General features: G+C 61.8%; 24 protein-coding genes, 1 tRNA gene and 1 pseudogene. 13 read left to right on the top strand and 13 right to left on the bottom strand.

The genetic code is table 11. The annotated features are described in order from the left end of the window. The 3 genes from BFP90_RS12860 to BFP90_RS12850 form a co-directional block, all read left to right on the top strand. Positions 1-518, top strand: a 518-nt coding sequence (locus tag BFP90_RS12860; RefSeq protein ID WP_176718039.1) for a proline racemase family protein, incomplete at its 5' end; no start/stop codon positions are given. A gap of 37 nt (positions 519-555) precedes the next feature. Beyond that, positions 556-1503, top strand: a complete 948-nt coding sequence (locus BFP90_RS12855; protein ID WP_065896881.1) for a dihydrodipicolinate synthase family protein — start codon at positions 556-558, stop codon at positions 1501-1503. A gap of 68 nt (positions 1504-1571) precedes the next feature. Further along, positions 1572-2819, top strand: coding sequence for an NAD(P)/FAD-dependent oxidoreductase (locus BFP90_RS12850; RefSeq protein WP_065896880.1), 1248 nt, complete (start codon positions 1572-1574; stop codon positions 2817-2819). 19 nt (positions 2820-2838) lie between these two features. On the opposite strand, the gene BFP90_RS12845 is transcribed toward BFP90_RS12850, so the two are convergent. Then, the gene (locus tag BFP90_RS12845; RefSeq protein ID WP_065885586.1) at positions 2839-3822 is read right to left on the bottom strand and encodes a GlxA family transcriptional regulator; all 984 of its coding nucleotides are present in this window, start codon (positions 3820-3822) and stop codon (positions 2839-2841) included. Here BFP90_RS12845 and BFP90_RS28305 point away from each other — a divergent pair. Next, positions 3821-4177 (top strand): hypothetical protein, encoded by a 357-nt coding sequence (locus BFP90_RS28305; protein WP_141688958.1) that lies wholly within the window; start codon positions 3821-3823, stop codon positions 4175-4177. The two genes, BFP90_RS12845 and BFP90_RS28305, sit on opposite strands and share 2 nt — an antisense overlap. An 8-nt stretch (positions 4178-4185) precedes the next feature. Here BFP90_RS28305 and BFP90_RS12840 read toward each other — a convergent pair whose 3' ends face one another. Beyond that, the gene (locus tag BFP90_RS12840) at positions 4186-4794 is read right to left on the bottom strand and encodes a LysE family translocator (protein WP_065885584.1); all 609 of its coding nucleotides are present in this window, start codon (positions 4792-4794) and stop codon (positions 4186-4188) included. 227 nt (positions 4795-5021) lie between these two features. Between BFP90_RS12840 and BFP90_RS12835 the strand changes: the two genes are divergently transcribed. Then, positions 5022-5279 (top strand): hypothetical protein, encoded by a 258-nt coding sequence (locus BFP90_RS12835; protein WP_065893264.1) that lies wholly within the window; start codon positions 5022-5024, stop codon positions 5277-5279. Between the two features lie 28 nt (positions 5280-5307). On the opposite strand, the gene BFP90_RS28810 is transcribed toward BFP90_RS12835, so the two are convergent. From BFP90_RS28810 to BFP90_RS12820, 4 genes are all read right to left on the bottom strand, one after another. Continuing rightward, the gene (locus BFP90_RS28810) at positions 5308-5475 is read right to left on the bottom strand and encodes a hypothetical protein (protein WP_163001627.1); all 168 of its coding nucleotides are present in this window, start codon (positions 5473-5475) and stop codon (positions 5308-5310) included. Positions 5476-5723: 248 nt separating this feature from the next. Then, a complete protein-coding gene (locus BFP90_RS12830) occupies positions 5724-5921 on the bottom strand; it encodes a hypothetical protein (RefSeq protein WP_065885580.1) in 198 nt (65 codons plus the stop codon). 313 nt (positions 5922-6234) lie between these two features. Beyond that, positions 6235-6308, bottom strand: a tRNA-Cys gene (locus BFP90_RS12825). A gap of 233 nt (positions 6309-6541) precedes the next feature. Then, positions 6542-8821, bottom strand: a complete 2280-nt coding sequence (locus BFP90_RS12820; protein ID WP_065896879.1) for a bifunctional acylase PvdQ — start codon at positions 8819-8821, stop codon at positions 6542-6544. Positions 8822-9056: 235 nt separating this feature from the next. On the opposite strand from BFP90_RS12820, the gene BFP90_RS12815 reads away from it, so the two are divergent. Next, positions 9057-9437 (top strand): fe2+ zn2+ uptake regulation protein, encoded by a 381-nt coding sequence (locus BFP90_RS12815; protein WP_065896878.1) that lies wholly within the window; start codon positions 9057-9059, stop codon positions 9435-9437. Between the two features lie 12 nt (positions 9438-9449). On the opposite strand, the gene BFP90_RS12810 is transcribed toward BFP90_RS12815, so the two are convergent. Beyond that, positions 9450-9644 carry a hypothetical protein gene (locus BFP90_RS12810; RefSeq protein ID WP_005788056.1) on the bottom strand — a complete coding sequence of 65 codons (195 nt, stop codon included), beginning with the start codon at positions 9642-9644 and terminating at the stop codon, positions 9450-9452. 397 nt (positions 9645-10041) lie between these two features. On the opposite strand from BFP90_RS12810, the gene BFP90_RS12805 reads away from it, so the two are divergent. Beyond that, complete coding sequence (locus tag BFP90_RS12805; RefSeq protein WP_256097473.1) at positions 10042-14853, top strand: membrane-targeted effector domain-containing toxin; 4812 nt, start codon at positions 10042-10044, stop codon at positions 14851-14853. Positions 14854-14907: 54 nt separating this feature from the next. On the opposite strand, the gene BFP90_RS12800 is transcribed toward BFP90_RS12805, so the two are convergent. Genes BFP90_RS12800 through BFP90_RS12780 form a run of 5 tightly spaced genes read right to left on the bottom strand, consistent with a single transcriptional unit; the run spans position 14908 to position 19324 of the window. Continuing rightward, positions 14908-15678, bottom strand: a complete 771-nt coding sequence (locus BFP90_RS12800) for an ABC transporter permease (RefSeq protein WP_065885573.1) — start codon at positions 15676-15678, stop codon at positions 14908-14910. Further along, positions 15675-16874 (bottom strand): ABC transporter substrate-binding protein, encoded by a 1200-nt coding sequence (locus BFP90_RS12795; RefSeq protein WP_065896876.1) that lies wholly within the window; start codon positions 16872-16874, stop codon positions 15675-15677. The genes BFP90_RS12800 and BFP90_RS12795 overlap by 4 nt, the downstream gene beginning before the upstream one ends. Then, a complete protein-coding gene (locus BFP90_RS12790) occupies positions 16861-17664 on the bottom strand; it encodes an ABC transporter ATP-binding protein (RefSeq protein ID WP_065896875.1) in 804 nt (267 codons plus the stop codon). Before BFP90_RS12790 ends, BFP90_RS12795 begins: the two co-directional genes overlap by 14 nt. Next, entirely contained in the window at positions 17661-18722 is a 1062-nt protein-coding gene (locus tag BFP90_RS12785; RefSeq protein ID WP_065896874.1) for an acyl-CoA dehydrogenase family protein, read from the bottom strand. Before BFP90_RS12785 ends, BFP90_RS12790 begins: the two co-directional genes overlap by 4 nt. A 41-nt stretch (positions 18723-18763) precedes the next feature. Continuing rightward, a complete protein-coding gene (locus BFP90_RS12780) occupies positions 18764-19324 on the bottom strand; it encodes a carboxymuconolactone decarboxylase family protein (protein ID WP_065893257.1) in 561 nt (186 codons plus the stop codon). Positions 19325-19426: 102 nt separating this feature from the next. Here BFP90_RS12780 and BFP90_RS12775 point away from each other — a divergent pair, with 102 nt between their 5' ends. Continuing rightward, positions 19427-20329, top strand: coding sequence for an AraC family transcriptional regulator (locus BFP90_RS12775; RefSeq protein ID WP_065893256.1), 903 nt, complete (start codon positions 19427-19429; stop codon positions 20327-20329). Positions 20330-20364: 35 nt separating this feature from the next. Here BFP90_RS12775 and BFP90_RS27400 read toward each other — a convergent pair. Further along, positions 20365-20499, bottom strand: a pseudogene (locus BFP90_RS27400) (LysR family transcriptional regulator); the annotation flags it as partial. Positions 20500-20670: 171 nt separating this feature from the next. Between BFP90_RS27400 and BFP90_RS12770 the strand changes: the two are divergent. The 5 genes from BFP90_RS12770 (at position 20671) to BFP90_RS12750 (ending at position 25929) form a co-directional block, all read left to right on the top strand. After that, complete coding sequence (locus tag BFP90_RS12770; RefSeq protein ID WP_065896873.1) at positions 20671-22665, top strand: methyl-accepting chemotaxis protein; 1995 nt, start codon at positions 20671-20673, stop codon at positions 22663-22665. 88 nt (positions 22666-22753) lie between these two features. Further along, a complete protein-coding gene (locus tag BFP90_RS12765) occupies positions 22754-23209 on the top strand; it encodes an SRPBCC family protein (RefSeq protein WP_065896872.1) in 456 nt (151 codons plus the stop codon). A 253-nt stretch (positions 23210-23462) separates the two neighbouring features. Further along, positions 23463-23906, top strand: a complete 444-nt coding sequence (locus BFP90_RS12760; protein ID WP_065896871.1) for a YqaA family protein — start codon at positions 23463-23465, stop codon at positions 23904-23906. Positions 23907-23952: 46 nt separating this feature from the next. Then, positions 23953-24954, top strand: a complete 1002-nt coding sequence (locus tag BFP90_RS12755; protein WP_065896870.1) for an alpha/beta fold hydrolase — start codon at positions 23953-23955, stop codon at positions 24952-24954. Positions 24955-24975: 21 nt separating this feature from the next. After that, positions 24976-25929, top strand: coding sequence for a D-2-hydroxyacid dehydrogenase family protein (locus BFP90_RS12750; RefSeq protein WP_065896869.1), 954 nt, complete (start codon positions 24976-24978; stop codon positions 25927-25929). Positions 25930-26069 lie beyond the last annotated feature (140 nt).

Genomic DNA, 26069 nt, shown 5'->3' with positions numbered 1-26069 from the left:
ATCGCTATCGCCGGCACGTCTCAGTGCAGGTGCCCGGCCACGGCGCGGTGGTGGGTGATATCGCCTGGGGCGGCAATTGGTTTTTCCTGGTGTCCGACCACGGCCAGGCGCTGCAGATGAGCAACGTCGACGCCCTCACCGACTACACCTGGGCCATGCTCAAGGCCCTTGAAGCCCAGGGCATCTACGGCGAAGACGGCGCGCTGATCGACCACATCGAACTGTTCGCCGACGACACCGAGGCCGACAGCCGCAACTTCGTGATGTGCCCCGGCAAGGCCTATGACCGCTCCCCCTGCGGCACCGGCACCAGCGCCAAGCTCGCCTGCCTGGCGGCCGACGGCAAACTCGGCCCCGGTGAGTCCTGGGTCCAGGCCAGCATCACCGGCAGCCAATTCCAGGCCCGCTATGAATGGGACGGCGAGCGCGTACGCCCGTTCATCACCGGCCGCGCCCACATGACCGCCGACAGCATCTTGCTGATCGACGAGCAGGACCCGTTTGCCTGGGGCATCTGAGCCCTTCCCCCCTACTCAATACCAAGGAGTCAGCACCATGAGCGACAACATCTTCACCGGTTGCATGCCCGCCCTGATGACGCCGTGCACCCCCGCGCGCAAACCGGACTTCGACGCCCTGGTGGCCAAGGGTCGCGAATTGATCGATATCGGCATGAGCGCCGTGGTGTATTGCGGTTCCATGGGCGATTGGCCGCTGCTCACTGAAGCCGAGCGCCAGGAAGGCGTGGCGCGCCTGGTGGCCGCCGGCGTACCGACCATCGTCGGCACCGGCGCGGTCAACAGCCGTGAGGCCGTGTCTCACGCGGCGCATGCGGCCAGGGTCGGCGCGCATGGCTTGATGGTGATTCCGCGCGTGCTGTCCCGTGGCGCCTCGGCCACCGCACAAAAGGCCCACTTCGCGGCGATCCTCAAGGCGGCGCCCAACCTGCCGGCGGTGATCTACAACAGCCCGTACTACGGTTTCGCCACCCGCGCCGAGCTGTTCTTCGAACTGCGCCGCGAGCACCCGAACCTGATCGGCTTCAAGGAATTCGGCGGCGCCGCCGACCTGCGCTATGCGGCGGAAAACATTACCTCCCAGGACGACGACGTGACCCTGATGGTGGGTGTCGATACCCAGGTGGTGCACGGCTTTGTCAATTGCAACGCCACCGGCGCCATCACCGGCATCGGCAACGCGCTGCCCCGTGAAGTGCTGCAACTGGTGGCGCTGAGCAAGCAAGCCGCCACGGGCGATGCCAAGGCCCGGCGCCAGGCCCGCGAGCTGGAAGCCGCGCTGGCGGTGCTGTCCTCGTTCGACGAAGGCTGCGACCTGGTGCTGTATTACAAGCACTTGATGGTGCTCAACGGTGACCAGGGCTATGCCCTGCACTTCAACGAAACCGATGTGCTCAGCGCCGCTCAACGCCGCTATGCCGAGCAGCAGTACGCGCTGTTCCGCCAGTGGTACGCCAACTGGTCGGCCGAGCAGAACGTCGCTTGATTTTCTGTAGGCGCGGGCTTGCTGTGGCGAGTCATCTGCTGGTCAACAGCCGAAGAGAGGCATAAGCGATGGCCAATCCCCACTCAGCCGACATCGTCGTGGTCGGCGCCGGCATCATCGGCGTTGCCTGCGCCTTGCAACTGGCGCGACAAGGACGGCAGGTGCTGGTGATCGACGCGCAGGCGCCGGGCATGGGCGCCTCCTATGGCAATGCCGGGCACCTGGCCACCGAGCAGGTCTTTCCCATCGCCGACTTGTCGATCCTCAAGCGCCTGCCGGCCATGCTGCTCGACCCCATGAGCCCGCTGCGCCTGGACTGGACCTACCTGCCCCGCGCCCTGCCCTGGTTCATGCGCCTGCTGTTGAACCTGCGGCCGATACGCTATCAGCGCACTGTCGCCGGCCTCCGCGCGTTGAATGAAGCCAGCCTCGCCGCGTGGCAGCGCTTGTTGGGCTCCATCGGGCACCCGCAGTTGCTGCGCGAAGACGGTTCGCTGCTGGTGTTTGAGCGCGCCGAATCCCGTGCGGCGCTGGATGCCTTGCAGCAACGGATGCAGCAGCAAGGCGTGCCGGTGGCGTTCTGGTCGGCGCAGGCGGTGCGCACGGCGGCGCCGCAGTTGAGCGAGGCGATACAGGGCGGTTTGTTTTTTCCGCGCACCGGGCATTTTCTCGACCCGTACGCAGTGGTCGGCGAGTTGGTGAACGCGGCCAGGGCCTTGGGTGTGACCTTTCTGCAACAGCGCGTCGTGGATGGCCGCGTGGAAAATGACGGTGTGTCATTGATGACGGAGCACAGCGTGGTCACCGCGCGCCAGGTCCTGATCGCCTGCGGCGCCCACTCGGCCCGTCTCACCGCCACCCTCACCGGCAAGCGCGTGCCGCTGGACACCGAGCGCGGCTATCACCTGATGCTGCCCCACGAACACCAGCGCCTGCCCTTCGCCGTCACCTCACTGGAGCGCAAATTCATCATGACCCCCATGGCCGACGGCCTGCGCCTGGCCGGCACCGTGGAATTCGCCGGCCTGGAACGTCCGGCCAATATGCAGCGAGCGTGGCAGTTGCACCGCTTGAGCAACGGCCTGTTCCGCCAGCCGCTGAACGCAGCCGACGCCACGCCATGGATGGGCTTTCGGCCCTCCCTGCCCGACTCGCTGCCGATCATCGACCGGGTGTGCGACGGCAAGGTGCTGCTTGCGTTCGGTCATCAGCACCTGGGATTGACCCAGGCGGCGGTGACGGCGGAAAAAATCGCTCAGTTGGCAAGCGGTGAAGCAGTGCCTGGGGTGCAGGCGTATCGAATGGCGCGGTTTTGATAAAGCCACCTGTTCGCGCCTATTTGACCAGCCGCTTTTCTTTAGAGGGGCGATAGCCGAAATACGAGCTGTAGCACTTGCTGAAGTGACTCGGTGACACAAAACCGCAGGCCACCAGCACGTCCACCTGCGACAGCTCGGTGTGCTGCAACAGGCGCCGCGCTTCGGTCACGCGCAACTCCATGTAGTAGCGCTGCGGCGTGGTGCCCAGTTGTTCCTTGAACAGGCGCTCCAACTGGCGGCGCGAGCGACCGGCGTAGACGGCGAGCTGGTCGAGCTCAAGCGGTTCTTCCAGGTTGGCGTCCATCAGCTTGAGCACTTCGCGCAGCGGTGCGCTGACGCAGACGTTTTCGGTCGGTTTGATGCGTCGGTAGCGCGACTCCTCGAAGGCGAGGATGTCTTCGATGCCTTCGACCAACGCCTTGCCGTGCAGGCTCTTGATCCAGTCCAGGGCCATATGGAAGGCGCCCGAGGGGCTGGAAGCGGTGAGGCGGTCGCGGTCGATCACATAGGGCTCGCTGGTGACCTGCGCGGCCTTGCACACCTCCGCCAGCGCCGGACGATGCTCCGGGTGGATGGCGCAACGATAGCCCTGCAACAACCCGGCGCGGCCGAGAAACCATGAGCCGTTCCACAGGCCGGCAAGCCCGACACCCTGTTCGGCGGCGGCGCGCAGGATATGGATGAAGTCTTCACTGGCCTTGAGTTCGGTGCGAAATCCACCACAGATCACCAGCAGGTCCAAATCCTGCAACACCGAAGGTTCCAGGCGCGCATCGGGACGGATGACCAGGCCCAGGTCACTGATAATCTCGCGCTCGTCCCACCCGAACGTGCGCGTCGCGAACAGCTCGGGGCGCAGCAGGTTGGCGGTGACGAGCGTGTCGAGGGTCTGGGTGAAGGCAGGCAGCGAGAAGTGTTCGAGCAGCAGGAAGCCGATACGGGTGACCGCCGCCGTCTGCTGGGGATTGTCATTGAGGTAGCGCAGGTTCTTACCCTTCATGCCACCGCTGAACTGGCGTCTTTCCATCGAGGGTTGGCCCACTCTTATTGTTGATGCAGTGGGCGCTATCTTAGGGGCAAACGCGGTGGCTGTCTCATTCCCGGCGGCTGATCAGCAAAAACCTGTGGCGCCTGAAACCTGCGATCCAGGCGCTGGCGCGCCATCTGATACGGTTTTTTCCGCGCCATCTGCCTCTGTATCGAAAACCGCCCGAAGCGGACAATGGCGCCATCCGACATTCCTGTCGTCCCCCTTCCCTTTGGAGGCCTTAATGACCAAGATGGCTATTTTCCTGTTCGGTTTTCTGGTGTTGACCATCGGCATCGGCATGCTGGCGACCATTTCGCCGGTCTAGTGGGGCTGTCACCCGACAAAAAGCATCGGATACAACGACAGCACCAGCAACCCCGCCATGGTCCAGTTGAATGCCCGCAACCAACGCGGCTCGCGCAAGACACTGCGCAAGCCGCTGCCGCAGCCGACCCACACGCACACACTTGGCAGGTTGACCACGGCAAATACCAGCGCAATCACCAGCACATTGGTCACGTAACCCTCGGCCGGCGTGTAGGTGGTGATCGCGCCCAGTGCCATGATCCACGCCTTGGGGTTGACCCACTGGAACGCCGCCGCGCCGAGAAAGGTCATCGGCTTGCCCTGTTCGTCATCGCTGTCCGCCATGCCGCCGGCGTTGGCGATCTTCCACGCCAGGTACAGCAGATAGGCGGCGCCGACATAACGAAGCAACGTGTACGCCCAGGGGAACAGCTTGAACACTTCGCCCAGGCCCAGCCCCACGCAAATCACCAGCACCATGAACCCGATGCTGATACCCAGCGCATGGGGCATCGAACGGCGAAAGCCGAAATTCACGCCGGAGGCCAGCAACATGGTGTTGTTGGGCCCGGGGGTGATCGAAGACACGAAAGCGAACAGCACAAAGGCTGACAGAAGGCTGGTGGACATGAACATGGCGCGGCATCCAAGCGGGGGTTGATGTCCTGCGACAGTAGAGGGTTGCGCAGGTTATCGCCCCATACAGCTGGGGCTGGATCGAGGAATACACTTTGACGACATGGCTTTCACGAAGCTTTCACAGACGCAGGCCTAAGGTTATCCCAGCTCCTACATGAACACCTTTTAGCCCGCTCCCCCATCGCGGGCTTTTCTTTGCCTGTAATTTTTCCCGGATAAACAGGGTGAACGCTGTGATAGACGATCTCGGCGGTCCCAGAACCGCACAACAAGCACTGTTCTACGACCTTGAAGATGCCGGCGCCGTGATCGGCTGGTCGGTGGTTGAACTGAAGGCCCTGGCGGCCAGCGGCAAGGCGGGCGATCAAGCGGCGCTGCTGACCAAAGTGTGCGCGCTGCTGGCCGTCCAGCAGAAACGTCTTGAAGCCTACGCACATGAAGTCAAAGAGCAGCGAATCAATCGGTCTGAAGCGGCTGGCTGAGACCAGCCGCATCGCTGCATCGGGCTGATCAGCGGTGTTGCGTTGAATGCTGACCGCCATCAGCATGTTGTTTTTTTACACGCTTTCGCGCCCTGAGTTCGTATTGGTGGTGGACAAACCAGATCACCAGAAGCAGAGCCGTCACGCCGAAAACCAGGGTTAAAAGCTCTAGCGCAGTACCTTCGTGTGCAAACATTTTTCGTTCCTCATCCTGAAGCCGTGTGACCGGAAAACAGTCACACCGAAATTGTTTGTAACAATACAAACAATTTCAGGGTAGTCGGCTGAGGCGTCCGTGACAACCGTTTAAAGGCTGGAACCCTTGAGCCAGACACGTCATTCGTCGAAAACCACGGACTCTGGGTTTGAAAAAACGATGGCCCGGGCGTTCTGCACCGCAAAAAAACCCGGCGCCAGGCCGGGTTCATCAGCTTGAATCAATCACTAGTTATCCGGATGCTCACTCGCCACTGAATCGGCCGCATCCACATCCGACATATCCTCCTCCAGCGGCGCGTCATCGTCCGGCGGCAGTGGAATATTGTCCTCATCACGCTTGGGGTCGTGACCGGTTTCGTTATCGGTATTGCGAGTCACATCCTGTTGAGACAGGTTCCCCGGGGCATTTTCGTTGATATGCATGCTGGTTCTCCGTTCCTACGCTCGGGATATCCGCGCTTGATATTCAGAGACGGCATGGCAGGCAGAGTGCCGGGTGGCAGACGAATGGTGATCCCATGTGGGAGGGGGCTTGCCCCCGATGGCGGCGTGTCAGTCTGATCGTTCCCACGCTCTGCGTGGGAATGCCGCCTGGGACGCTCCGCGTCCCGCCGACAGGTGACGCAGAGCGTCACGGGATGCATTCCCACGCAGAGCGTGGGAACGATCATCAAGGAACCATAAATCGCAAACAATAAAAAACCCCGTAGACGCTAATCTACGGGGTTTTCAAGAGTGGAGGCCGAGGTCGGAATCGAACCGGCGTAGGCGGATTTGCAATCCGCTGCATAACCATTTTGCTACTCGGCCTCAAACGATCAATGCCTGTGTTGCCGGCATTCACCGCATACAAACTTGAGTGGGCTCTGTGAAGCGCGCCTCTACTCTCTAACTGATCCAACACATCTAACTCATTGAATACATTAAAGTTTTTAATGCTTCATTGCGTTCGATGGGCGCCATTATGTACTTATTTGCTTTTGCCCGCAACCCCTTGATTTCAAAAATATTTCGCATTGGCATCAAGGGGTTGCGTGGCCGCCCTACTCCTGGATGCGTTGCGCCTGGTACTGCGGGTCGGCCTTGATCTGGGCTTCGGTGAAAGGCAGTGGGCGCAGCTGTTTCTCGGAGAAGGCCTGGGTCTGGTCCACAGCGTATTTTGAGTCAGGATTGCTGGATTCGGAGAACGCCAGTACGCCTACCGCCTGGGGGCCTTTGTCGTCGAAGCTGACGATTTGCAGATAGCTGGTGCCGCTGACGACTTCGCGTTTGCCGTCGGCACGGGGTACGGTTTGCATGGCGTTGTAGATGCCCAGTTCCTGCGGGCCGCCATGCATGGGGGTTTGCCCGGAGACCTGGAGGTCGCCCCAGCGTTTCACGCCGAGTTTGTCGACGGCGGCGCTGGAAGCGAGCATGGCTTCGCGCAGGGCCTTGGCCACGGGTGCGCGGTCGATGGCGAGGCCACTCGGGGTGGTCAGCGGGTGGGCCGGGTCGAAAGCGACGCGCCAGGCATCGGGAATCTGCTGCAGGTGTTCCACCAGGTTGATGAAGTGCACCAGGCCCAGGCCGCTGTCGAGGTTGGCGCGCTGGTCCCAGGTTTTCAGGCTGGTGCACAGTGACTCAAGCGCGGCGGCATCGTTGCCCAGGTGCTTGGCGCAGAACGCCAACAGGTCGGGCATGACTTGCCCCGCCAGGTACACCTCGTTGTCCATGACCATGCTTTGCAGGGCGCTGACGGTAATCGGTTGTTTCTCCAGGGATTGCAGGCGTTGCAGGGCAAAACGTGCACGGGGCCCCAGGCCGATGTTGTCCTGGCTGATCACCGGGGAGAAGCCGGTGAGCGGCGCCTTGGGGTTGGCCATCCAGGCCGAATCGTTGGAGTGCTGCACGTAGTCGCTGCGTTGCAGCTGCGGCAATTGGGCAGCCGGGAAGATGCCCGCTTGCGCGGCGCGAGGGTCGATGTCCCAGGCGCAGGCGCTGCGGCTGCCGTCGAGCATGATCATTTGCAGGCCGGCCCGCGGGTCGCTGCATTGCGCAAGCTTGGCGGCGCTGACGTTGGGCACCACCGACAGGTTCATGTACAGGCTCTGGCCCTGGTCATCGGCGGCCAGGGTATTGACCCACGGGATGCCTTGCAGGGTATGCACCGAGGTTTGCAGCGCCTGGAGGCTGTCGGCGCGGTTCATCGCGTACCACTGTTGCAGCACCCGGTCGTTGCCGAGGTTTGCGTCGCGCAGGCTGTATGCATAGTGGTTGTCCCAGTCCAGCTTGCCGGGCCATTGCACCACGGGGCCGAACTGCGAACTGTAGACCGTATGGGTGACATCCTTGAGGCTGCCATCAGCCTGTTTGGCCTGCACGGTCAGCGTGGCTTTATCCAGGGGCAAGGACTTGCCATCGAGCAGGTAGCGGGTGGAATCCTTGGGGTCGAGGGTCAGGCGATACAGGGTGAAATGCTTGGAAGTGTCCACCGTGTGCGTCCACGCCACGTGCTGGTTGAAGCCGATATTCACCACCGGCAGGCCGGGCAGCGCCGCGCCCATTACATCCAGCTGGCCGGGAATGGTCAGGTGCATCTGGTAAAAACGCATGCCGCCCACCCACGGGAAATGCGGGTTGGCCAGCAACATTCCACGCCCATTGAAGGAGCGATCCCGGCCGACGGCCACGGCGTTGCTGCCCCGGTCAAGGGTGAAACGCTGTTGATGGGCAGCGGCCAGTTCGAATGCCTTGGCGTCGGGCTGCGCGGCGGCCGTGGCCTGGGGAGGTGTCGCGCCAACCAAGGCTTCGGCGAACTGCCCGACGCCCCCTTCCACCAGCAGCCGGCGGGTCAGCTTGACCAGGTCTTCCTTGACCAGCGGACGCACCCACGCCGCCTGACACTGCGCCGGTGCGCCCTGCTCTTTCAGATAACGATTGAAGCCTGCGACATAGCCTTCGATACGCTGGCGGATCTGCGGCGTTTGCGCGCTCCAGAATGCCTCGACCGCATTCGGCGTGTTCAGCCAGGTAAAGAACACGTCGCTGGCGAGGTTGTTGCGCTCTTCCAGGGTGGCCTGCTCGGGGCCGAAGAATCGGGCACGCTGGCCATTCACCGTAACGATTTCATTGGCCAGCAGGCACAGATTGTCCTGGGCATACGCGTAGCCGATGCCGAAACCCAGACCCCGTTCGTCGTTGGCGCGGATATGCGGCACGCCATAAGTGGTACGCCGAATCTCCGCCGACGCCTGCACTACCTGCTCGCGCGCCGATGCCGCCAGGCTCAACCCCAGCAACATCCCTGCCATGCCTATCCTGGACAACCCATTGGAAATAATCACGCCGACTCCACAGTCAATTGAACACCCTCGATAGGGGCAACTACCCCACCGTTAGGACGCAACCCGCCGGCAATAATTTAGCCGCGCGGCAGGTTTATTCCCGGCGTGCACACTGTGACAAACCTGATACCGACAAATTTTCTACAGCTTGCACTTCATGATTTTGCTCGTTCGTTCGTCTTATTGAATAAGAGCACCATCATTTTCCTGATAAGGCTCTGATAAGGAGTTTTGCATGTACAACCCACAAGTGCCCACGGATGGACATTCATCAACCAACGAGGCCGGTTTCGGCAACGGCTCGCAAGGGTTTGACAAAACGCCCGAACAGCAGGGCAACCAGCGCATACGCCATTTGCTCAAGTGTTTCGGTCTGCGCACCAGCCTGATTCGGCTGAAGGTCATCGACGCCTTGATCACCGCTGCCGGCAACCAGCGCACCCTTGGCGTGCGCGGTGTGCACAGCCATTTGCTGGAACTGGGCATCCCGTTGTCGTTTCTCAGCGTGCGCGAGGTGCTCAAGCGCCTGTGCAGCGAGGGCGTGATCACCCTCAATGCCGACAAGAGCTACAGCCTCCACGAAGAGGCTGCCAAAGTGCTCAATGGGCGCGTCTGAATCACGCGCTCATCAGAAGTGAGGCTTGACCTTGCGCCGCATGATGCCGTTGATCACCACAACGACAACGGCAATCGCAATGGCCAGGTACTGGAAGGTTTTCTCGCTGATCACGCCGATGTTCTGCAGGTAAGACAGGCCGAACATCGAGGCCAGCACGGCCAGGGCAATCAGAATCGAATATTTCAAGCGTTGCTTTTGGGTCATGACGAGTTCCTGAACCTGAAGAATGTATGCACGTTGTGTCGCTGCGCATGCCGGGAAGCTACCCGGTGGCGGGGACGGACTGAGGCCGGCCGAGGCTCATGTTACAGGCGATGAAAAATTTTGGCTCGTCCTACGCCTGCCGGCGTTTGACCCCATTGCCCGTACACCTGCGGATACACGATATTCGCCCCTCCTGTACGGAACGTACCTACGCGACAGCCCCAACCATACGAAGCCCAACAAGGAAGAATCATTCGCCAAACAACATAGGGAAACTTGGGCCAACGTCACTTGGATTACACAATTGATTTCAGGCCTCGCCAACCTCCGTATACGCCGGGACACCTCCTCCCTGGAAACCACCCCGCCACCTCTGCCGCAGCTTGCGCCACAGCAGGTGCCAGCATTGACGCTTCCTTCCGTGCAAGGGATCGCACCCGTCAGCGCGATTCGCTCGGACCTGCTCAGTGGCCTGCAAATAACCGATCAACGCCTGTTGCTCAACCAATACCAGTCACTCAATCAGGATATCCAGGCGCTGTTGCGATGCCAGCCAACGCTCAATAACGTTATCGAGCAACAACTCGCCCGCAGCTTCGGGGCCACCCCTCCTGTGGACGCTTCATCACTGTATGTGCATCGCTATCACACCGACGAGCAGGGACAGCGCACGCTGGTCTCGGCGCGAAGCATCACCGAAGCCTTGTTCGATGCGCTGCGAAATCTCAACAACTCGGTTGAACCGCTGTCACCGACACTCCCGGGCGCTGCAGAAGTCGGCTTTTACAGCACGGTTGAACCCAGCGAAAGTCACCGGCAGCTAAGCGCCGGCAGCTCGCTGCTGGCCATCGCCCAGGCCATCGAGAACGACCTGCCTGCGAGCTTTACACGGTTCTGGACGCAGCCGCGCCCGGGCGCGGTCAACCCCGAGTCACCCCAGGACCAATTGCTGAATACCCATCGAGAGATGTTGTCGACACTGGCCGCCTTGAGAGTCGAAGACGGCACACTGAGCCCGGCCGCCAAGACCCTGATCGACAAAGCCTTTGAGTACCCGACGCTGGCGGATCGAGAAAGCGCCATGCGCGATGGCGAGCGGCCGGGGGTTTATCCGCTGAGGGTCAATCTGCCAATGCCCGCCGGAACACTGTTGGCCGGCGCATTCATGATCACCCGCCGCGACGGGTCATCAGCGGCACGTCCTTACGACAAACCGGAAACGGACAGGACCTTGACGCCCGCCGAACAACGAGGCCTGACGGTGCTGTACACCCCGCGCGACGGGTATGAAACGTTCGACAGCCCGGGTGAAGCGTTTGATACGCTCGGCCAGCGTCTGCGCTCCGATCCGGAGGCGGCAGAGCAGTTGAAACAGACACTGCCATTGACGCTCCAGCGCAGCCTCGACGGCGATTGGAGCAAGAACCTGAGCAGACAGCTCACGCCAGTCACAACCGACGTCATCGCCACCGGCGTGCCGCAATTGCTGCAGCTTCATCAGCACAATCTGACTAACCAGTTGCAAGCGCTGTATGAACCCGAAAACAGCGTGCAACTCGATGATCCATGGCGCGCGCCGCCAGTGATGGCCGGCCTGCAGCAGGCCGCCGACCTGAGCCTGCATTTCGACGGGACCAATGCGCTATGGGCGCGTACTCAATCGCTGCAGGATCGCTTGAGCAAAGTGGACGGTCGCCAGGCACTGGATCGGCAATTGGCGAATCGAGGAAACTGGCAGTACCTGGCGCAGCAACTGAACCAGGCCTATCACTGCCTGTCCGAGCAGGCGCCCGCGCGACAGGTCTCCGCCGCGCTGAAAAACGCGCCGATGAACATAGCGCCAGAATCGTCCCAGTATCAGGCCTACATCCTCGCGCCCGGAAAACCAGCCACCGTGGAAGCCTTCATCATCGAGAATGGCTTGCCACTGCCCAGGACCAGAAGCGAGTTGCAGTCCCTGGCAGAGGCGGCAGCGTTAAAGGCACGTCAACATCCGTTCGGCAATTTCGGCGGAGGTTTGTCCTGGCCGATCCCACTGGATATCAGTCAGCAACAAACGCTGCGAACGGCTGCAATCGCGCATGCCAACGCCGGCACGCAATCATCGCAGGCAGGGGCGCAACGCAACGTACTGGCCTATCTGAACAGCAGCCGGCCCCTTTCCCCCGATGCCCTGGAGGATCCGGTCAAGGCGCTGGAAAGCCTGGTCAGCTCCCCTGAGGGCCGGGCGCTGGGCCTGGCCATGCAAACCAGACTGAACGGCATCGCTACCGACTCCAGCATCAATGACTACACACTGGCCGCGCTGCATCTGACGCTGGATCCGGAATCCATTACGTCGCCCCAACGCAACCGGCTAGCCGGGTTCGATCTGGCCCAAGAAAGCCATTGGGGACAACCTCTGTCGAGGGTCACCGAAGGCCTGCGTCAGTGCTTGATCGACCAGGGACGGGCATCACCCGCACTGGCAAAGACAGCCGTTCATCTGCTGTTGATGCGCACCCACCCGCAATACCTGGTCAGGGATATCCCCGATGAAGTTCGCCAGGGCACCCAGGCCTGGCGGGACCTTTGCCTGGCAGTCGACGCCATTGGCAGTAGCGCGGCCAACATGACCTACGCCGAGGTGATGATAAAGGCCTGCGCACTGCCGCCCGCTCCGGCCTCCATACAAACAGCGGCGTTGGTGGACTGGGGCGTCAGCAACAATATTCTTGAAGCAAAAGGCGACGCACTGTACAGCCAGGATGAGCTTGATCGGGTGCAGGCAGCCTTCAACAACCAGCGGGAAAAACTCAAGGAAGGCAGTGCCTTGATGGACACGGTCATGCCGGATCGTGCAGCGATGGCAATGGGTCTGCTCATCGGCGAGTTCGGAAAGGACGTTGACTTCGATGAGAAAATATTTTCAAGACTCTCCAGCACCGTAACGCCAAAGCCAAGCAAACCGTACTCCATGCGCGAAATCGTGATGGAGCAGATCGTCATGGACGACCGCTGGAGTATCGCAAAAGGCACCCACAGCGTTGACCTCGCTGCCTTCGTCGCCTTCACCCATCGACCACAATTCAATATCAAAAAGGCCTTCGACGCGGCGTTTTCCGAAGCGATCGCCAACTTTAAAAAAATCAAACACTTGAGCGTGATCAACGCTCTCAACAATCTGCCGCCTGAAGACAAGAAGAATCTCAGCTTCGGAAAAATCACCTATTACCTGGAGAAAAGTTACAAGACCAGCCCAGTGCCTTTCATGGGGCCGACTCTATTCCACACCAGCCCCAGGATCCTGGTCACCGCAGAAAATGGCGCAAAGACCTCCAACTATGCGTTCGATACGGAAAAAGGCGTTATCCATAACCTTGGCAGCCGGAAAATACCCCGCGCGCCGGAGCACTTCTCGAACGAAATAACCAAAGAGGAAGAGTTTTTCCCTGATATCAATCGAGAAAAGACCGTTGAAGGGATGAAGACGTTCGTCCACTACCTGGGGGGCGGCGCGCTGCTGAAGGGGGTCGACCTGGACAGCGTCAAGCGCGACCCACTCGATGGCGAGCGATCCGGCACCGCATCGGCACCGTACATGTTCATCAATCCCCGTACCCACGAACTCGCCGAGTCGATCGTCAAGGCACTGTACCTGGACAACCCAGCCATCCGTAAAGCCGCTGAGGGCGTCACGTCCTCTGAGCGCGCCAACGATCGATTGGTCACCTTGCGTGATGGGTTTCTCGATCTGATTCCCCTGCGCTCGGCCATTGTGAACTTCAATAAGGGCGAATACAGCGACGCCATCGACGACCTCGCCTTTGATGGCTTCGGCTTTCTCACTGCCGGGATGGGGGCTGCCGCAAAAGCGGCGAAAGTGCTGAAGACGACGGCATCGGTCGCGACCAAGGCGCTCAAGGTCACGAAGATCATGGTTGTGCCCATGGTCAAGGAGTTCAATCCGTTCAATGGCGCGGACGAAATACTGATCGGAGCCGGTAAAGTTGCCTTCGAGGCCGCCGGCGCGGTGAAAAGCGGGCTGCGCAGCCTCAAGGGGACGGTGGCGCTCGACGAACTGAACACCGCCAGCAGACGCTTTGACGCAGCCGCGACGGGCAGCTTGAACGTGCGTAATCGCGCCGTGAACGTCAATGCGATACAGCACGATGGCCAGTGGTACGCATTTGATGCGAGCACCCAACGCCCCTACGGTGCGCCGTTGGTGGCCTTCGATCCGGTCCATACACTGATGCCGCCATCACCCGATTTCAGCGCCGCAAGGGCACGTCTCAACGCGCACAAGTCAGAACGGGTTCATCCCTACAGGAAGCCGGACCCGGCGACGCTTCCAGCAAGCAAAGTGCCTGGCCCGGCGGTACAGATTACGCGTAAAACCGATCATCTACCGCCGCCGCACATAAAGTATCTCGACTTCATCAAAGGCGCGCCCACCGAAGCGCATTTCTCGCCGACCCGCAGGGGCCCTACCCGGGAGCGCTACGAACTGGAGATGAACAAAAGCCTGGCGGGGCCTCAACTGCCACGCCCTGGACTGCCCGACGTAAAAGCCATTGAACCGATCGCCGACCTGGTCGAAAAGTCCCTGGACATGGCGGATATCGTGGCCTTCGGCGAGAACCATCTCAGTCTGGCTTCATTTCGTGTGCTCATCGAACTGATCCCCGTATTTAAACGAAAAAACGTCAAGGTTATCGGGATGGAGGGCATGGTGTATGACAACAAAATGCGGCTCAAGGACGATGGGATGGGCGTCACGGGCTACAAACAACGCCCTTACGAGCCTGATTTGAATTTGCGCACACTGATCGACACGTTCAAGGCCAACGGCATTGAAGTGGTGCCTCTGGATCACTTCTATCTGACCCGCCATCGACATGAGCGTGATGCCTATAAGGCCCAGAGCAGCGCCGATCGGAATCTACAACGGCTCAAGGAAATGAACTTCTACGCCGCCCATGAGCTGCTGAGGCACACGCACAAGGGCAAGGTGATTGCCCTGGTGGGTCGTCAGCACATCAACACCACCCAGGGTGTACGTGGCCTGGCCGAAGCCACCGGCGGCATTGGCATTGGTATCTATGAGAGAGCCGGTATGAGGGGAAGCTACGGCACGAAAGCCACAGACGTGCGACCGGGCCCGAACGGCGAGCTGAAAACCCACAATGACATGACGGGAGACCTGCAAATTTTCACGCCCGAGTGACCAGGCAAACCGTCGAGCCGTTTCCTGCACAGCATGCCGGCAACGGCTCGAACCTCAGTCAGCGTGTACCCAGCGCTGATGCAGCCACCGCGCCAACGCATCCAGTGCGAACCCCAGCAGCCCGATCAGCAGCACCATCGCCATCAACTCCGAATATGCCAGCCGATCACGGGTATCGAGGATGTAATAGCCCAGCCCCGCACTGACCCCCAGCATTTCGCACGGCACCAGCACAATCCACAGAATGCCGATGGCCAGGCGCACGCCCGTCAGCACATGCCCTACCACGCCGGGAATGACCACCCGCCGCAACGTCTCCCAACGCGTGGCGCTCAGGCTCTTGCTCAACTGCAGCCAGCGCGGGTCGAGATGACGCACGCCGGCCGCGGTGTTGAGCATGATCGGCCACACCGCAGCGAACGCCAGCAGGAAGTAAATCGGCTGGTCGCCCACCCCCATCAGCATCACCACGATGGGCATCCAGGACAGCGGCGAGATCATGCGCAAAAACTGGAACGCCGGGGTGGTCGCCGCCTCCAGGTTGCGCGAACTGCCCACCAGCAGCCCCAGCGGCACGCCCACCAGCAAGGCCAGAAACAAGCCGATAAAAATGCGTTTAAGGCTCACGGCAATATGCAGGTACAACTCGCCGCGCCCCAACAGTTCCCACAGGCTGCTGAACGTGGCCGCCAGGGAAAAGCGCGAAGACAATCCATCGGCATCGCCAAATACCTTGACGCCCAGCCACCAGAGCACCAGCAAACCCGCCAAGCCACCCAAGCCGAGCAACCAGCCCGGCCACGCTACGGTTTTGCCGCTGCTCACACGCCAATCTCCTCGTTGCGCGCATAACCCTCGGGCAAGCCGAAGGTCTTCATGCCGCCGACGGCTTCGATGGCGTTGCGCACGAAACGGTCATCCACCAGGTCCCTGGCGACGAAGGCCGGGTCCAGCTCAGCGAGAAATTTCTTGTCGCCCTCGATCAGGGTGTCTTTCAGGCGGCGCACCAGTTCCTCGGTGTAGCTGGGGAATGGGTAAGGCTGGAAGTCGATGCGGTGCTCGTCCCAGTTGGCGTGACGGATCGCACCATCGGCCAGGTACCCGGCGCGGTCGGCGGCGGCAGGCGCCAGCACTTTGCTCAACACCGGTTCGGCATGCGGCGTGTAGCGGTTCGGGCCATCCTTGGACAACAGCTTCACCGCTTCTTCGAGGTTGTCGCGGGTCCAGACCTGGGCCTTGACGATGGCGTTCACCACTTTCTGCGACCACTCCGGGCGCTGGGTCAGGTCATGCTCGTGCATGAACACCACGCAGCAGGCATGGTTGCGCCAGACGTCGCCGGTGAAACGCTGCACGCGACCGACCTTGAGGTTCTCCGCCAGGGCGTTGAACGGCTCGGCGACGATATAACCGTCGATGCGCTTGCTGGCCAATGCCGGCGGCATGTCCGACGGCGGCAGCACGATCAGGTTGACTTCATTGGCGCCGATCGCGCCGCCCGCCGCACGTGACACCGGGGTCAGCCCGTTGTCGCGGAACAACTGCTGCACCACCACGTTATGAATCGAATACCAGAACGGAATCGCCACCGACTTGCCGCCCAGTTGCTTCACGTCAGTGATGCCCGGCGCCACGGTCAGGCCCGAACCGCCCACATGGTTCCACGCCACCACCTTGGCCGGCACCTTGCTGCCATAGCGCGCCCATACGGTCATGGGCGACAACAGGTGAATCACGTTGACCTGGCCCGAGATAAACGCTTCGATCACCTGGGCCCAACTGCGCAGCAGCACCGGACGTTCGGCCTGGATACCCTCGGCTTCGAACAGCCCGTTATTGTGGGCGACCAACAGCGGCGTGGCGTCGGTGATCGGCAGATAACCGATGCGTACCGGCGCGTCAGGCTCGCTGGCGGCGCGCGCCTGCAGGCTGCTAAGCAACGGCAAGGCGCCGGCGGCGCTGAGCACCGCAGACAGTTTGAGAAAGTCGCGGCGCGAGTGGGTCAGGTCATCCAGACACATGGTTAGGCTCCAGCAATTCAAGGGGATTGGGTTGAGGACGGCTCGCCTGCCGTAAGGTTTTAAGAATGTCGATGCGCAGCGCGCCGATAGCTTCGACCTGTTCCTCACGCGGTTGCGGCAGATCGATTCGCCATTCGCCCAGGGTGCGTGCCGGGCGGTTACCCAGCAGCAGGATACGGTCGGACAACAGCAAGGCCTCATCGATGTCGTGGGTGATCAACACCGCCGCCGAGCCCTGTTCGCGATTGACCTTGAGCAACAGGTGCTGCATGTCCGCGCGGGTCACTTCATCCAGTGCGCCGAAGGGCTCGTCCAGCAGCAATACCTGCGGCTGGCGGGCCAGGCAGCGGGCCAATGCGGTGCGCTGGGCCATGCCGCCGGACAACTGCGCGGGGAACTGGTGACGGGCGTGCTCCAGGCCGACCGCGGCAATCGCGTGGTCGACACGCTGGCGGCGTTCGTCGCTGCTCAAATGCGGTTGGCGGGCGAAATCCAGGCCGAAGGCGACATTCTTTTCCAGGTTCAGCCAGGGCAGCAGGCTGGGGTCCTGAAACGCCACGGCCACCCGTGGGTGCGGGCCGTTCAAAGGCTCACCCAGCACGCGTACGCTACCGCCCTGGGGTGCCTGCAAACCGGCCAGCACCCGCAACAGGCTGGACTTGCCCACCCCGCTCGGGCCGAGGATCGACACCACTTCACCGGGCTGCAGCTGCAGGTCGAAGCCTTGCAATACCGGGCCGCCGGCATACCCCAGGCACACATCCCGGGCCGTCATTACCGTCGCGCTCATAGGTTGGCCTGGCGTTGCAATTCGGTGCGCAGTTGCACCAGGCTCGGCGTGACAATCGGCACAAACGCCGATTCGCGCCAGCGCCGGGCAAAGCCGCTGCCATGGGCGGTGAGGTAAGCCTTGCCGCCGCTGGCCTGCAACTCCAGCTGTACGGCGCTGGCGGCGGTTTCCGCCAGGGCAATGCGCAGCTTGAACAACGGCACCGGTTCGGCGGCAAACCGCCCGGCCAGCAAACCGTTCTTGAGTTCAGTGACCAGGTGATCGAGGGTCAACCGCAGCGCTTCGAGCTCTTCACGTAACACCGTGCGCGAAGCGCCCAAGTGATGCGCCACCTCCGCCAGGGAACGCCGCGCCAGACCTATCGAAAGGCCGCATTGCAAGCCCAGGAACGCCGGTCGCACGGCGGGCAGGAACTGACGCGCGTCTTCGTGCAGCAGCCAGTCGCGGCTCAGTTTCACGCCTTCAAGTCCCAGGGCGGCGGTATTGCTGGACTGCAACCCGAGCAACTCCAGGTCGCGGGAGCGCTGCAAGCCGGCCACTGAATCCGGGATCGCCAGGATAAACGGCGCGCCGCCACCGGCGTGTTCGATGGCCGCAGCGGCGACGAAGCCGTTCTTGCGCAGGTTGGTCACCCAATGCAGACGGCCGTTGAGGGTCCAGCCATGTTCAGTGGGCTCGGCGCTGATCTGCAGCGTCTCGATGCCGGACAGAAACTTCATCGCATTCGAAAGCCCCGTGGCACCGGCCAGCTTGCCGCTGAGCAGGTCTGGCAGCAGTTGCTCGCGCAGCCGTGCATTGGGGCTTTGCAGCAGGTATTCGATAAAGGAGCGCTGGCCCCAGCAGACGAACGCCGCCGCCAGGGAATGGCTGGCAATATTGGCGATGGCTTCCACCGCCCCCGCCACGTCGCCGCCCAGGCCGCCGAGGGCTTTGGGCACGCCGACTCGCAACACATTGGCCTCGGCCAGCCGCGGCAGCACTTCCTGTGGATCGCAACTGCCCACGTCCAGGGCCTGCGCTTGAACATCGAGCCAACGGCTCAAGATCGGGTCAAGCATGGGTCTTTCTCCTTGATGACAACAGGTGGATCAGCACCGATTCAACTGGCCGGTTTTTCCCAGCGGTATTGCGCCAGCTCCGGGTTCAACGGCGTACGCGCGAACACGTTGGCAAAATTGCACAATGTCGCCAGGCTGACCCCCAGAATCACTTCCAGCGCCTGCCCGTCGGTATAGCCGGCGGCGCGGAACGCGTCATAGCCGGCATCGCTGACATCGCCGCGGGTGGCAATCACTTCACGGGTGAACGCGGCGAGTGTCTCATAGCGGGGCTCGGGCAATTCACCGCGCTGGCGCAGCGCCTCGATGACGTCTTCGGGCAGCTTGGCTTTGTTACGTGCCACGGCGGTGTGCCCGGCCACGCAAAAATCGCAGCCGTGGCTGGTGGCGGCGATCAATTGCACCACTTCACGCTCCGCCAGGCTCAGGGTCGACTTGGCATTCAGGCCGGACACGGTGATATAGGTTTCCAGTGCCGCCGGCGCATTGGCCAGCACGGCCAGCAGGTTGGGAATGAACCCCGAGCCTTTGAGCGCATTTTCCAGGAAAGGCTTGGCGGCCTCCGGCGCGGTTTCAGGGGTAAGCAGCGGTACACGGGACATGGAGTGGTCTCCTGATGAGTGAATGACCCCAGTCTGTTGGTTATAAAAAAAGCCCTCAATAGGCTAAAGTAGCGATTACTTGCTCCAGAGTCTTTTCGTTAGATGAATTCGTCCAGTGCACTTGTCGATTGGTTATTAGACAGCCTCGAGCTCAACACCAGCCTGTTTCACGTCGGTCGCTATTGCGGCGACTGGCACGCGAGCACCCATGGCCTGGCCCGGGCGAGTTTTCATCTGATCGTGCAAGGCGAGTGCTGGCTGCATATCGACGGCCAGCCGACGCAACACCTGAACAATGGCGATGCCGTGTTCCTGCTGCGCGACCTCCAATATCGGCTGTCCGGCGCGGACACCGCCACCGGCGCGCAAGAATGCCCGCGCCTTCCGATGCTGCCCCTCGATAGCAATGCCACCGATGGCGTGGGCCTGGTCTGCGGCTTCTTTCATTTCCAGTCCGGGCTGTCGGCGATGATTGTCGACAGCCTGCCCGCCTGGATCATCCTGCGCGCCGGCGACCCGTCGTTGACCGCTGCGCGCAATCTGTTCGCACTGATCCTGCAGGAATGCGAACGCCTGCCGGCGCCCTCCCAGGCCTTGCTCGAACGCCTGTGCCATCTGCTGTTTCTGTATGTGCTGCGTCAACACGTGCTCGATAACACTGAATTGGGCGGCCTGGCGGCACTCGGTCGGCAACCGGCATTTGCCCGTTTGCTGGAACAGTTGATCGCACGTCCGGCAGAGAACTGGACGCTGGAAAGCATGGCCGCCTGCACCGGGCTGTCACGCTCGGCGTTTTTCAAACGTTTCAATGAGCTGTGCGGACAGTCGCCGGGCCAGGTGCTGTTGATGATGCGCATGCGCCACGCGTGCCAGTTGTTCAAGACGGACCAGACCGTGGCGGATGTCTCGCTGGCGGTGGGTTATCAGTCGGTGGCGGCGTTTACCCGGGCGTTTCATAAAGTCATCGGGCAACAACCGGGGGCCTACCGCCGGGCGCAGAGTTAACGCCGCAACCCATTGCCCGGTTGCGCGCGCAGCGCCAGCAGCTGCACGCCAAGGTGCGCCTCCAGTTGCTTGATCAGGATCGTCACCGAAGCGCGCGGCAGTTGCAGGCTGTCCGCCGCCCTGGCGAAACCGCCCAACTCCACGATCCGGGTGAATACGCGCTTCACCATGCGCACTCGTCAACGGTCATGGCGATGCTGGAGATCTGACCTGGCGGCGGCGCCCGACGGCGCCGGCACTTTCTTGCACGCACGTACCTAAAGCTGTTGCGATGCAAGCCGATAGCCCTACGAAGCTCTAATAAAGCCGCGTCGACAATAACGCTTCGTAAGGACGGCCCCATGCCCCCACTGCGCTCCATCCAAGCCCGCTATACCCTGTTTCTGGTGTTGTTCGTCCTGGTGTTATTGGTGTTGACCGTCGTGGGTATCGGCCAGTTGGTCGCGCCCAAGCTGCAAGACACCGAAGAACAGGTGGTGCTCAATCGCGTCGCCGAAGTGGCCGAACAGATCCAGGGCGAACTGAACAAGGTTCAGGCCCAGCAACGCACCATCACCCAAACGATCCCTTTGCTTGACAGCGATGCCATCGACAAGGTCCTGCCGGGCCTGGTTGACCAGTACGGCGAGCTGAAAGTGTTCGGCGGCGGTATCTGGCCGCTGCCCAACCAGCGCACCCCCGGCCGTAACAAACACAGCACGTTCTGGCACCGTGACGCCTCGGGCAAGCTGGCGGTCAACACCTTCTGGAACAGTGACCCCGCACCCAACTATTACGACCAGAGCTGGTACAAGGGCGGCCTCGCCTCGCCCCGTGGCCAATGCGCCTGGGCCGCGGCCTATAAGGACGACGCCAGCCAGGAGCCACGCACCAACTGCGCCATGGCGATCCAGCGTGACGGTGCCGCCTATGGCGTGGCGACCATCGACGTGACCCTGGGTTTCTTCAATGACCTGGTGGCCAGCAAGGAAAAAGACATCGGCGGGCAGATGCTGATCGTCGAAGGCGACGGCAAGATCATCAGCAACAGCTCGCGTATCAGCGGCCCGATCGTGCTGAAGAATATCAGCGAGCTGACCGGCACGTCGGCGTTCGCCGCCCAGGTCAGCACCGCCCTCGCCCATCGCGACCAGGCCCTGCAACGCGCCGAGTTCGACAACCAGGGCGTGGCCAGCACCTTCTACATGCGCCCGATCGAGGGGACGCCGTGGTTCCTGGCGACCGCCCTGCCCACTTCGTTGATCACCGCCCAGCGCAATGATGTGCTCGGCACCCTGGCCCTGTTGCAAGTACCGATGGTGATCCTGCTGGTACTGCTGGCGGCGTATGCGATTCGCCAACTGGTCCAGCGCATGAAAGCGCTCAAGGGCAATATCGACGCACTGTCGGCCGGTGATGCCGACCTCACGCGGCGCATCACCATCCGCGCCGAAGACGAACTCGGCGCCATCGGTCACTCGGTGAACCACTTTATCGTCTATCTGCAAAACATGATCGGCGAAGTGACCCAGGCCACCGGCGCCATGGCCTCGGGCCTTGAGCAGTTGCAGCACACCTCGGCGCACACCAACCAGATCCTGTTGCGCCACGCCTCGGAGACGGACCAGACGGTGACCGCCATCACCGAAATGAGCTCCACCGCCGACACCGTCGCGCAAAATGCCGCAGAAACGGCGGCCTTCACCCAACGCGCCAATGAACACGCCGACCGGTCACGGGTGGTGGTGGGCGAAGCGTCCACCAGCGTCAGCGCCCTGATCGGTGAAGTGGCCAGCGCGACCCACACCGTCGAGAATATGCGCCAGGATGCCGCACGCATCACCGAAACCCTCGGCGTGATCGGTGCCATCGCCGGCCAGACCAACCTGCTGGCGCTCAACGCCGCGATCGAAGCGGCGCGGGCCGGCGAACAAGGGCGCGGGTTTGCGGTGGTGGCCGATGAGGTGCGCGCCCTGGCCGCACGCACCCAGGCCAGCACCTCGCAGATCAACGAGATGCTGGCGCGCTTGACCACCGGCGTCAGTTCGTCGGTGGCCGCCATGGAAAACACCCAGGCCAGTTGCCAGTCGGCAGCGGATGCCACGGCGCGGGTGAACACCGGGCTCGACGAGATGGCCGGCTCAGTCAGTCATATCAACAACCTCAGCACCCAGATCGCGACGGCCGCCGAGCAACAGAGCGCAGTGACCGAAGAGATCAACCGCAGCATGGTGCAGATCCGACAGATGGTTGAAGAGCTGGTACAAAGCGGTCACGCCACCGAAACCAATACCCAAAGCCTGCTGGAGGCCAATGGCCGGGTGATTGCCTTGATGGGACGCTTCAAAGTGCGCTGATCCAGGCCGTAATACTCCCGTGCAGAGCGCGGGAGTCGGACTATTCTGACAACTTCTGGTTTAACACTCGCCACACAGGAGGTGTGTCATGCCCACGACCGAGCAGCCGGTGCGCTTGGAGCGAATCAGCCAGGAACGGTTTATCCGGGCCCCGCTCGAGACGGTCTACGACTATGTGACCCAGCCCGACCGCTGGCACGAATGGCACCCCTCCTCCCTCAGCGCCGACACCGGCACCCGCGGCTCACTGCCGGTCGGCACGCGGTTTACCGAAATCATCGACCTGCTGGGCATCCGCGTCCCCATGAGTTACCGCGTGCAAGTCGCCCGGCGCCCCAACGAGTTCAAGACCGTGTTCACCTCGCTGGCGGTCGACGGCTGCCTTCATTATGTCCTGCACGCGCAACCGGGCGGCACGCTGTTCAAGCGCGTCTTGACCTATGAGACCGAACTGCAACTGGCGACCTTGCATGAACGCATGATCGAACGCTCGGGCGTTGCGCTGGACCGTCTCAAGCAGCGCCTGGAAACCTTCAGCGGTTGACCGTTCTCTCGCTTAACTGACCCGTTTCAGGGAAAATGCCCGACCCAATGCTTTTTGTAGGAGCGAGCTTGCTCGCGAAAAACTCACAGGCGCCGCGTTCAATCAGGAAGCACGCGTTATCGTTGACGTTTTTCGCCAGCAAGCTCGCTCCTACAGAGGGCGATATGCGCTTAACTGAACAGCCTTCCGGTCCAATGCCGCGCCTTTTTCCGAGACCCACCATGAAATCCCCTGTGCAACGAGCCCCTGCGCCATGTTGACGGCGTACCTGGGGCTGTTCTTGGCCGCCTTTGGCGCGGCGACGTTGTTGCCCTTGCAGTCGGAAGCCGTGCTCGTCGGCCTGTTGCTCAGTGGGCATTACAGTGTGTGGCTGCTGTTGGGCATCGCCACGCTGGGCAATGTGTTGGGTTCGCTGGTCAACTGGCTGCTGGGGCGTTCGGCGGAGCGCTTCCAGGGGCGGCGCTGGTTTCCGCTCAGTGAACGGCAACTGGACAAGGCGCGCAGCCATTACGCGCGCTGGGGACATTGGACCCTGCTGCTCAGTTGGGTGCCGATCATTGGCGACCCGTTGACCCTGGTGGCCGGTGTCATGCGCGAACCGCTGTGGCGGTTCCTGCTGCTGGTGACCGTGGCCAAGGCGCTGCGCTACGCCGTGCTGGCTGCCATCACCCTGCACTGGTTGTTAATCCCCCGTTAATCTTGCCCAAACAGCATCCGAAACACCTTTCCCGGAGCTTATGACCATGCCTTTGATCCGTGACCTGTGCGTCGCCGGCCTGCTCACGGCCAGCGCCGCTCCAGTATTTGCCGCCACCTACGGCCCTGAACTCGAGGGTTTCCAATACCCCTACCCGGTTGAGCGCTTCCACTTCGAGTCCCAGGGTAACAGCCTGCAAATGGGCTATATGGATGTTCCGGCCAAAGGCAAAGCCAACGGGCGCAGCGTGGTGCTGATGCACGGCAAGAACTTCTGCGGCGCCACCTGGGAGGCATCGATCAAGGCCTTGAGCGACGCCGGTTACCGCGTGATCGCGCCGGACCAGATCGGCTTTTGCACCTCCAGCAAGCCCGAGCATTATCAATACAGCTTCCAGCAACTGGCGCTCAACACTCACCAGTTGCTGGAAAAGCTCGGGATCCAGAAGGCCACGCTGCTCGGTCACTCCACCGGCGGCATGCTGGCCACGCGCTATGCCTTGATGTACCCGGCACAGACCGAGCAGCTCGCCCTGGTCAACCCCATCGGCCTGGAAGACTGGAAGGCCCTGGGCGTCCCCCACCAGAGCGTGGACCAGTGGTATCAACGCGAGCTGAAGCTGAGCGCCGACGGGGTGCGCAAATATGAGCGCGACACGTATTACGCCGGGCGCTGGAAGCCCGAATACGAGCGCTGGGTGGACATGCTCGCCGGCCTGAACCAGGGCCCGGGACACACTCGGGTGGCCTGGAACTCGGCGTTGATTTACGACATGATCTTCACCCAGCCGGTGTACTACGAATTCAAGAACGTGCAAGTGCCCACCCTGCTGCTGATCGGCACCAGCGACACCACCGCCATCGGCAAGGACCTGGCGCCGCCGGCGGTCAAGGCGCGGATCGGCAATTATCAAGTGTTGGGCAAACAGGTGGCCAAGCTGATTCCCCATGCAACCCTGGTGGAGTTTCCCGGTCTGGGCCATGCGCCGCAGATGGAAGAACCGGCGCAGTTTCATACCGCGCTGTTGCAGGGTTTGAAGGCCCTTTAACCTTTTTTGGGATACGCGTGCATGTCGCTACAGATCGCCGTGATTGATGATTGGCAGCAAGTGGCCAGTAGCGTGGTGGATTGGTCGGTACTCGATCCCCTGGGCCAGGTGCACTTTCTCCACGACTACCCCGCCGACACCGCGACCATGGTCGAGCGCCTGCAAGGGTTCGACGTTATTTGCGTTATGCGCGAACGTTCGCGGTTCGACCAGGCCTTGCTGCAGGGCCTGCCCAGGCTCAAGTTGCTGGTCACCGGTGGCATGCGCAACGCCGCCATCGACCTGTGCGCCGCCAAGGCGTTGGGGGTCCAGGTGTGCGGTACCGACAGTTATAAGCAGGCTGCGCCGGAGCTGACCTGGGCACTGATCATGGCCTCGACGCGCAACCTGCTGGCCGAAGCCAACTCTTTGCGCGCAGGCGGGTGGCAGGTCGGCCTGGGCGGCGACCTGCATGGCAAGACCCTGGGCATCCTGGGACTGGGCAGCATCGGGCAGAAAGTCGCGCAATTCGCCCAGGTATTCGGCATGCGCGTGATTGCCTGGAGCGAAAACCTCACCCCGCAACGGGCCGCTGAGTCGGGGGTGACCTGGGTCAGCAAGCGCGAGCTGTTCGAACAGGCTGACATTCTCACCATCCACCTGGTCCTCAGCGAACGCAGCCGCGGCCTGGTCGACGCGCAGGCACTGGGCTGGATGAAGCCCGGCGCGCACCTGGTGAACACGGCGCGTGGACCGATTGTGGATGAACAGGCACTGGTGGACGCGCTGAGCAATGGGCGCCTGGCCGGCGCGGCGCTGGACGTATATAGCCAGGAGCCACTACCCCTCGAGCATCCCTTCCGCTCCCTGCCCAACGTGCTGGCCACGCCCCACGTCGGTTACGTCAGCGAGCAAAACTACCGGCAGTTCTACCAACAGATGATCGAAGACATTCAGGCCTGGGCGAACGGCGCGCCCATTCGGGTGCTCGGCTGACGCACCAATAAAGTGCATGTATTGAATGCCAATGCCCAAGTGCACAATGTTGGCATACGTTGTTGATTTGTGTGGGAGGGGGCTTGCCCCCGATGGCGGCCTCTGGGCCGACCAGGATGTTGGATCAGATCGAGTACATA

The organism is Pseudomonas sp. 24 E 13, from assembly GCF_900004715.1.
Taxonomy (GTDB): Bacteria; Pseudomonadota; Gammaproteobacteria; order Pseudomonadales; family Pseudomonadaceae; genus Aquipseudomonas; species Aquipseudomonas orientalis_A.
Note: the sequence above shows the minus strand (reverse complement) of the source record. Positions and strands in the feature narration are given on the sequence as shown.

What these genes read in the sequence shown, in the direction of transcription:
- BFP90_RS12855 (WP_065896881.1), top strand. Translation starts at nt 556, where the DNA reads ATGAGCGACAACATCTTCACCGGTTGCATGCCCGCCCTGATGACGCCG.
- BFP90_RS12850 (WP_065896880.1), top strand. Translation starts at nt 1,572, where the DNA reads ATGGCCAATCCCCACTCAGCCGACATCGTCGTGGTCGGCGCCGGCATC.
- BFP90_RS28305 (WP_141688958.1), top strand. Translation starts at nt 3,821, where the DNA reads ATGCCACCGCTGAACTGGCGTCTTTCCATCGAGGGTTGGCCCACTCTT.
- BFP90_RS12845 (WP_065885586.1), bottom strand. Translation starts at nt 3,822, where the DNA reads ATGAAGGGTAAGAACCTGCGCTACCTCAATGACAATCCCCAGCAGACG.
- BFP90_RS12840 (WP_065885584.1), bottom strand. Translation starts at nt 4,794, where the DNA reads ATGTTCATGTCCACCAGCCTTCTGTCAGCCTTTGTGCTGTTCGCTTTC.
- BFP90_RS28810 (WP_163001627.1), bottom strand. Translation starts at nt 5,475, where the DNA reads ATGTTTGCACACGAAGGTACTGCGCTAGAGCTTTTAACCCTGGTTTTC.
- BFP90_RS12830 (WP_065885580.1), bottom strand. Translation starts at nt 5,921, where the DNA reads ATGCATATCAACGAAAATGCCCCGGGGAACCTGTCTCAACAGGATGTG.
- BFP90_RS12815 (WP_065896878.1), top strand. Translation starts at nt 9,057, where the DNA reads ATGTACAACCCACAAGTGCCCACGGATGGACATTCATCAACCAACGAG.
- BFP90_RS12810 (WP_005788056.1), bottom strand. Translation starts at nt 9,644, where the DNA reads ATGACCCAAAAGCAACGCTTGAAATATTCGATTCTGATTGCCCTGGCC.
- BFP90_RS12795 (WP_065896876.1), bottom strand. Translation starts at nt 16,874, where the DNA reads ATGTGTCTGGATGACCTGACCCACTCGCGCCGCGACTTTCTCAAACTG.
- BFP90_RS12790 (WP_065896875.1), bottom strand. Translation starts at nt 17,664, where the DNA reads ATGAGCGCGACGGTAATGACGGCCCGGGATGTGTGCCTGGGGTATGCC.
- BFP90_RS12785 (WP_065896874.1), bottom strand. Translation starts at nt 18,722, where the DNA reads ATGCTTGACCCGATCTTGAGCCGTTGGCTCGATGTTCAAGCGCAGGCC.
- BFP90_RS12780 (WP_065893257.1), bottom strand. Translation starts at nt 19,324, where the DNA reads ATGTCCCGTGTACCGCTGCTTACCCCTGAAACCGCGCCGGAGGCCGCC.
- BFP90_RS12775 (WP_065893256.1), top strand. Translation starts at nt 19,427, where the DNA reads ATGAATTCGTCCAGTGCACTTGTCGATTGGTTATTAGACAGCCTCGAG.
- BFP90_RS12770 (WP_065896873.1), top strand. Translation starts at nt 20,671, where the DNA reads ATGCCCCCACTGCGCTCCATCCAAGCCCGCTATACCCTGTTTCTGGTG.
- BFP90_RS12765 (WP_065896872.1), top strand. Translation starts at nt 22,754, where the DNA reads ATGCCCACGACCGAGCAGCCGGTGCGCTTGGAGCGAATCAGCCAGGAA.
- BFP90_RS12760 (WP_065896871.1), top strand. Translation starts at nt 23,463, where the DNA reads ATGTTGACGGCGTACCTGGGGCTGTTCTTGGCCGCCTTTGGCGCGGCG.
- BFP90_RS12755 (WP_065896870.1), top strand. Translation starts at nt 23,953, where the DNA reads ATGCCTTTGATCCGTGACCTGTGCGTCGCCGGCCTGCTCACGGCCAGC.
- BFP90_RS12750 (WP_065896869.1), top strand. Translation starts at nt 24,976, where the DNA reads ATGTCGCTACAGATCGCCGTGATTGATGATTGGCAGCAAGTGGCCAGT.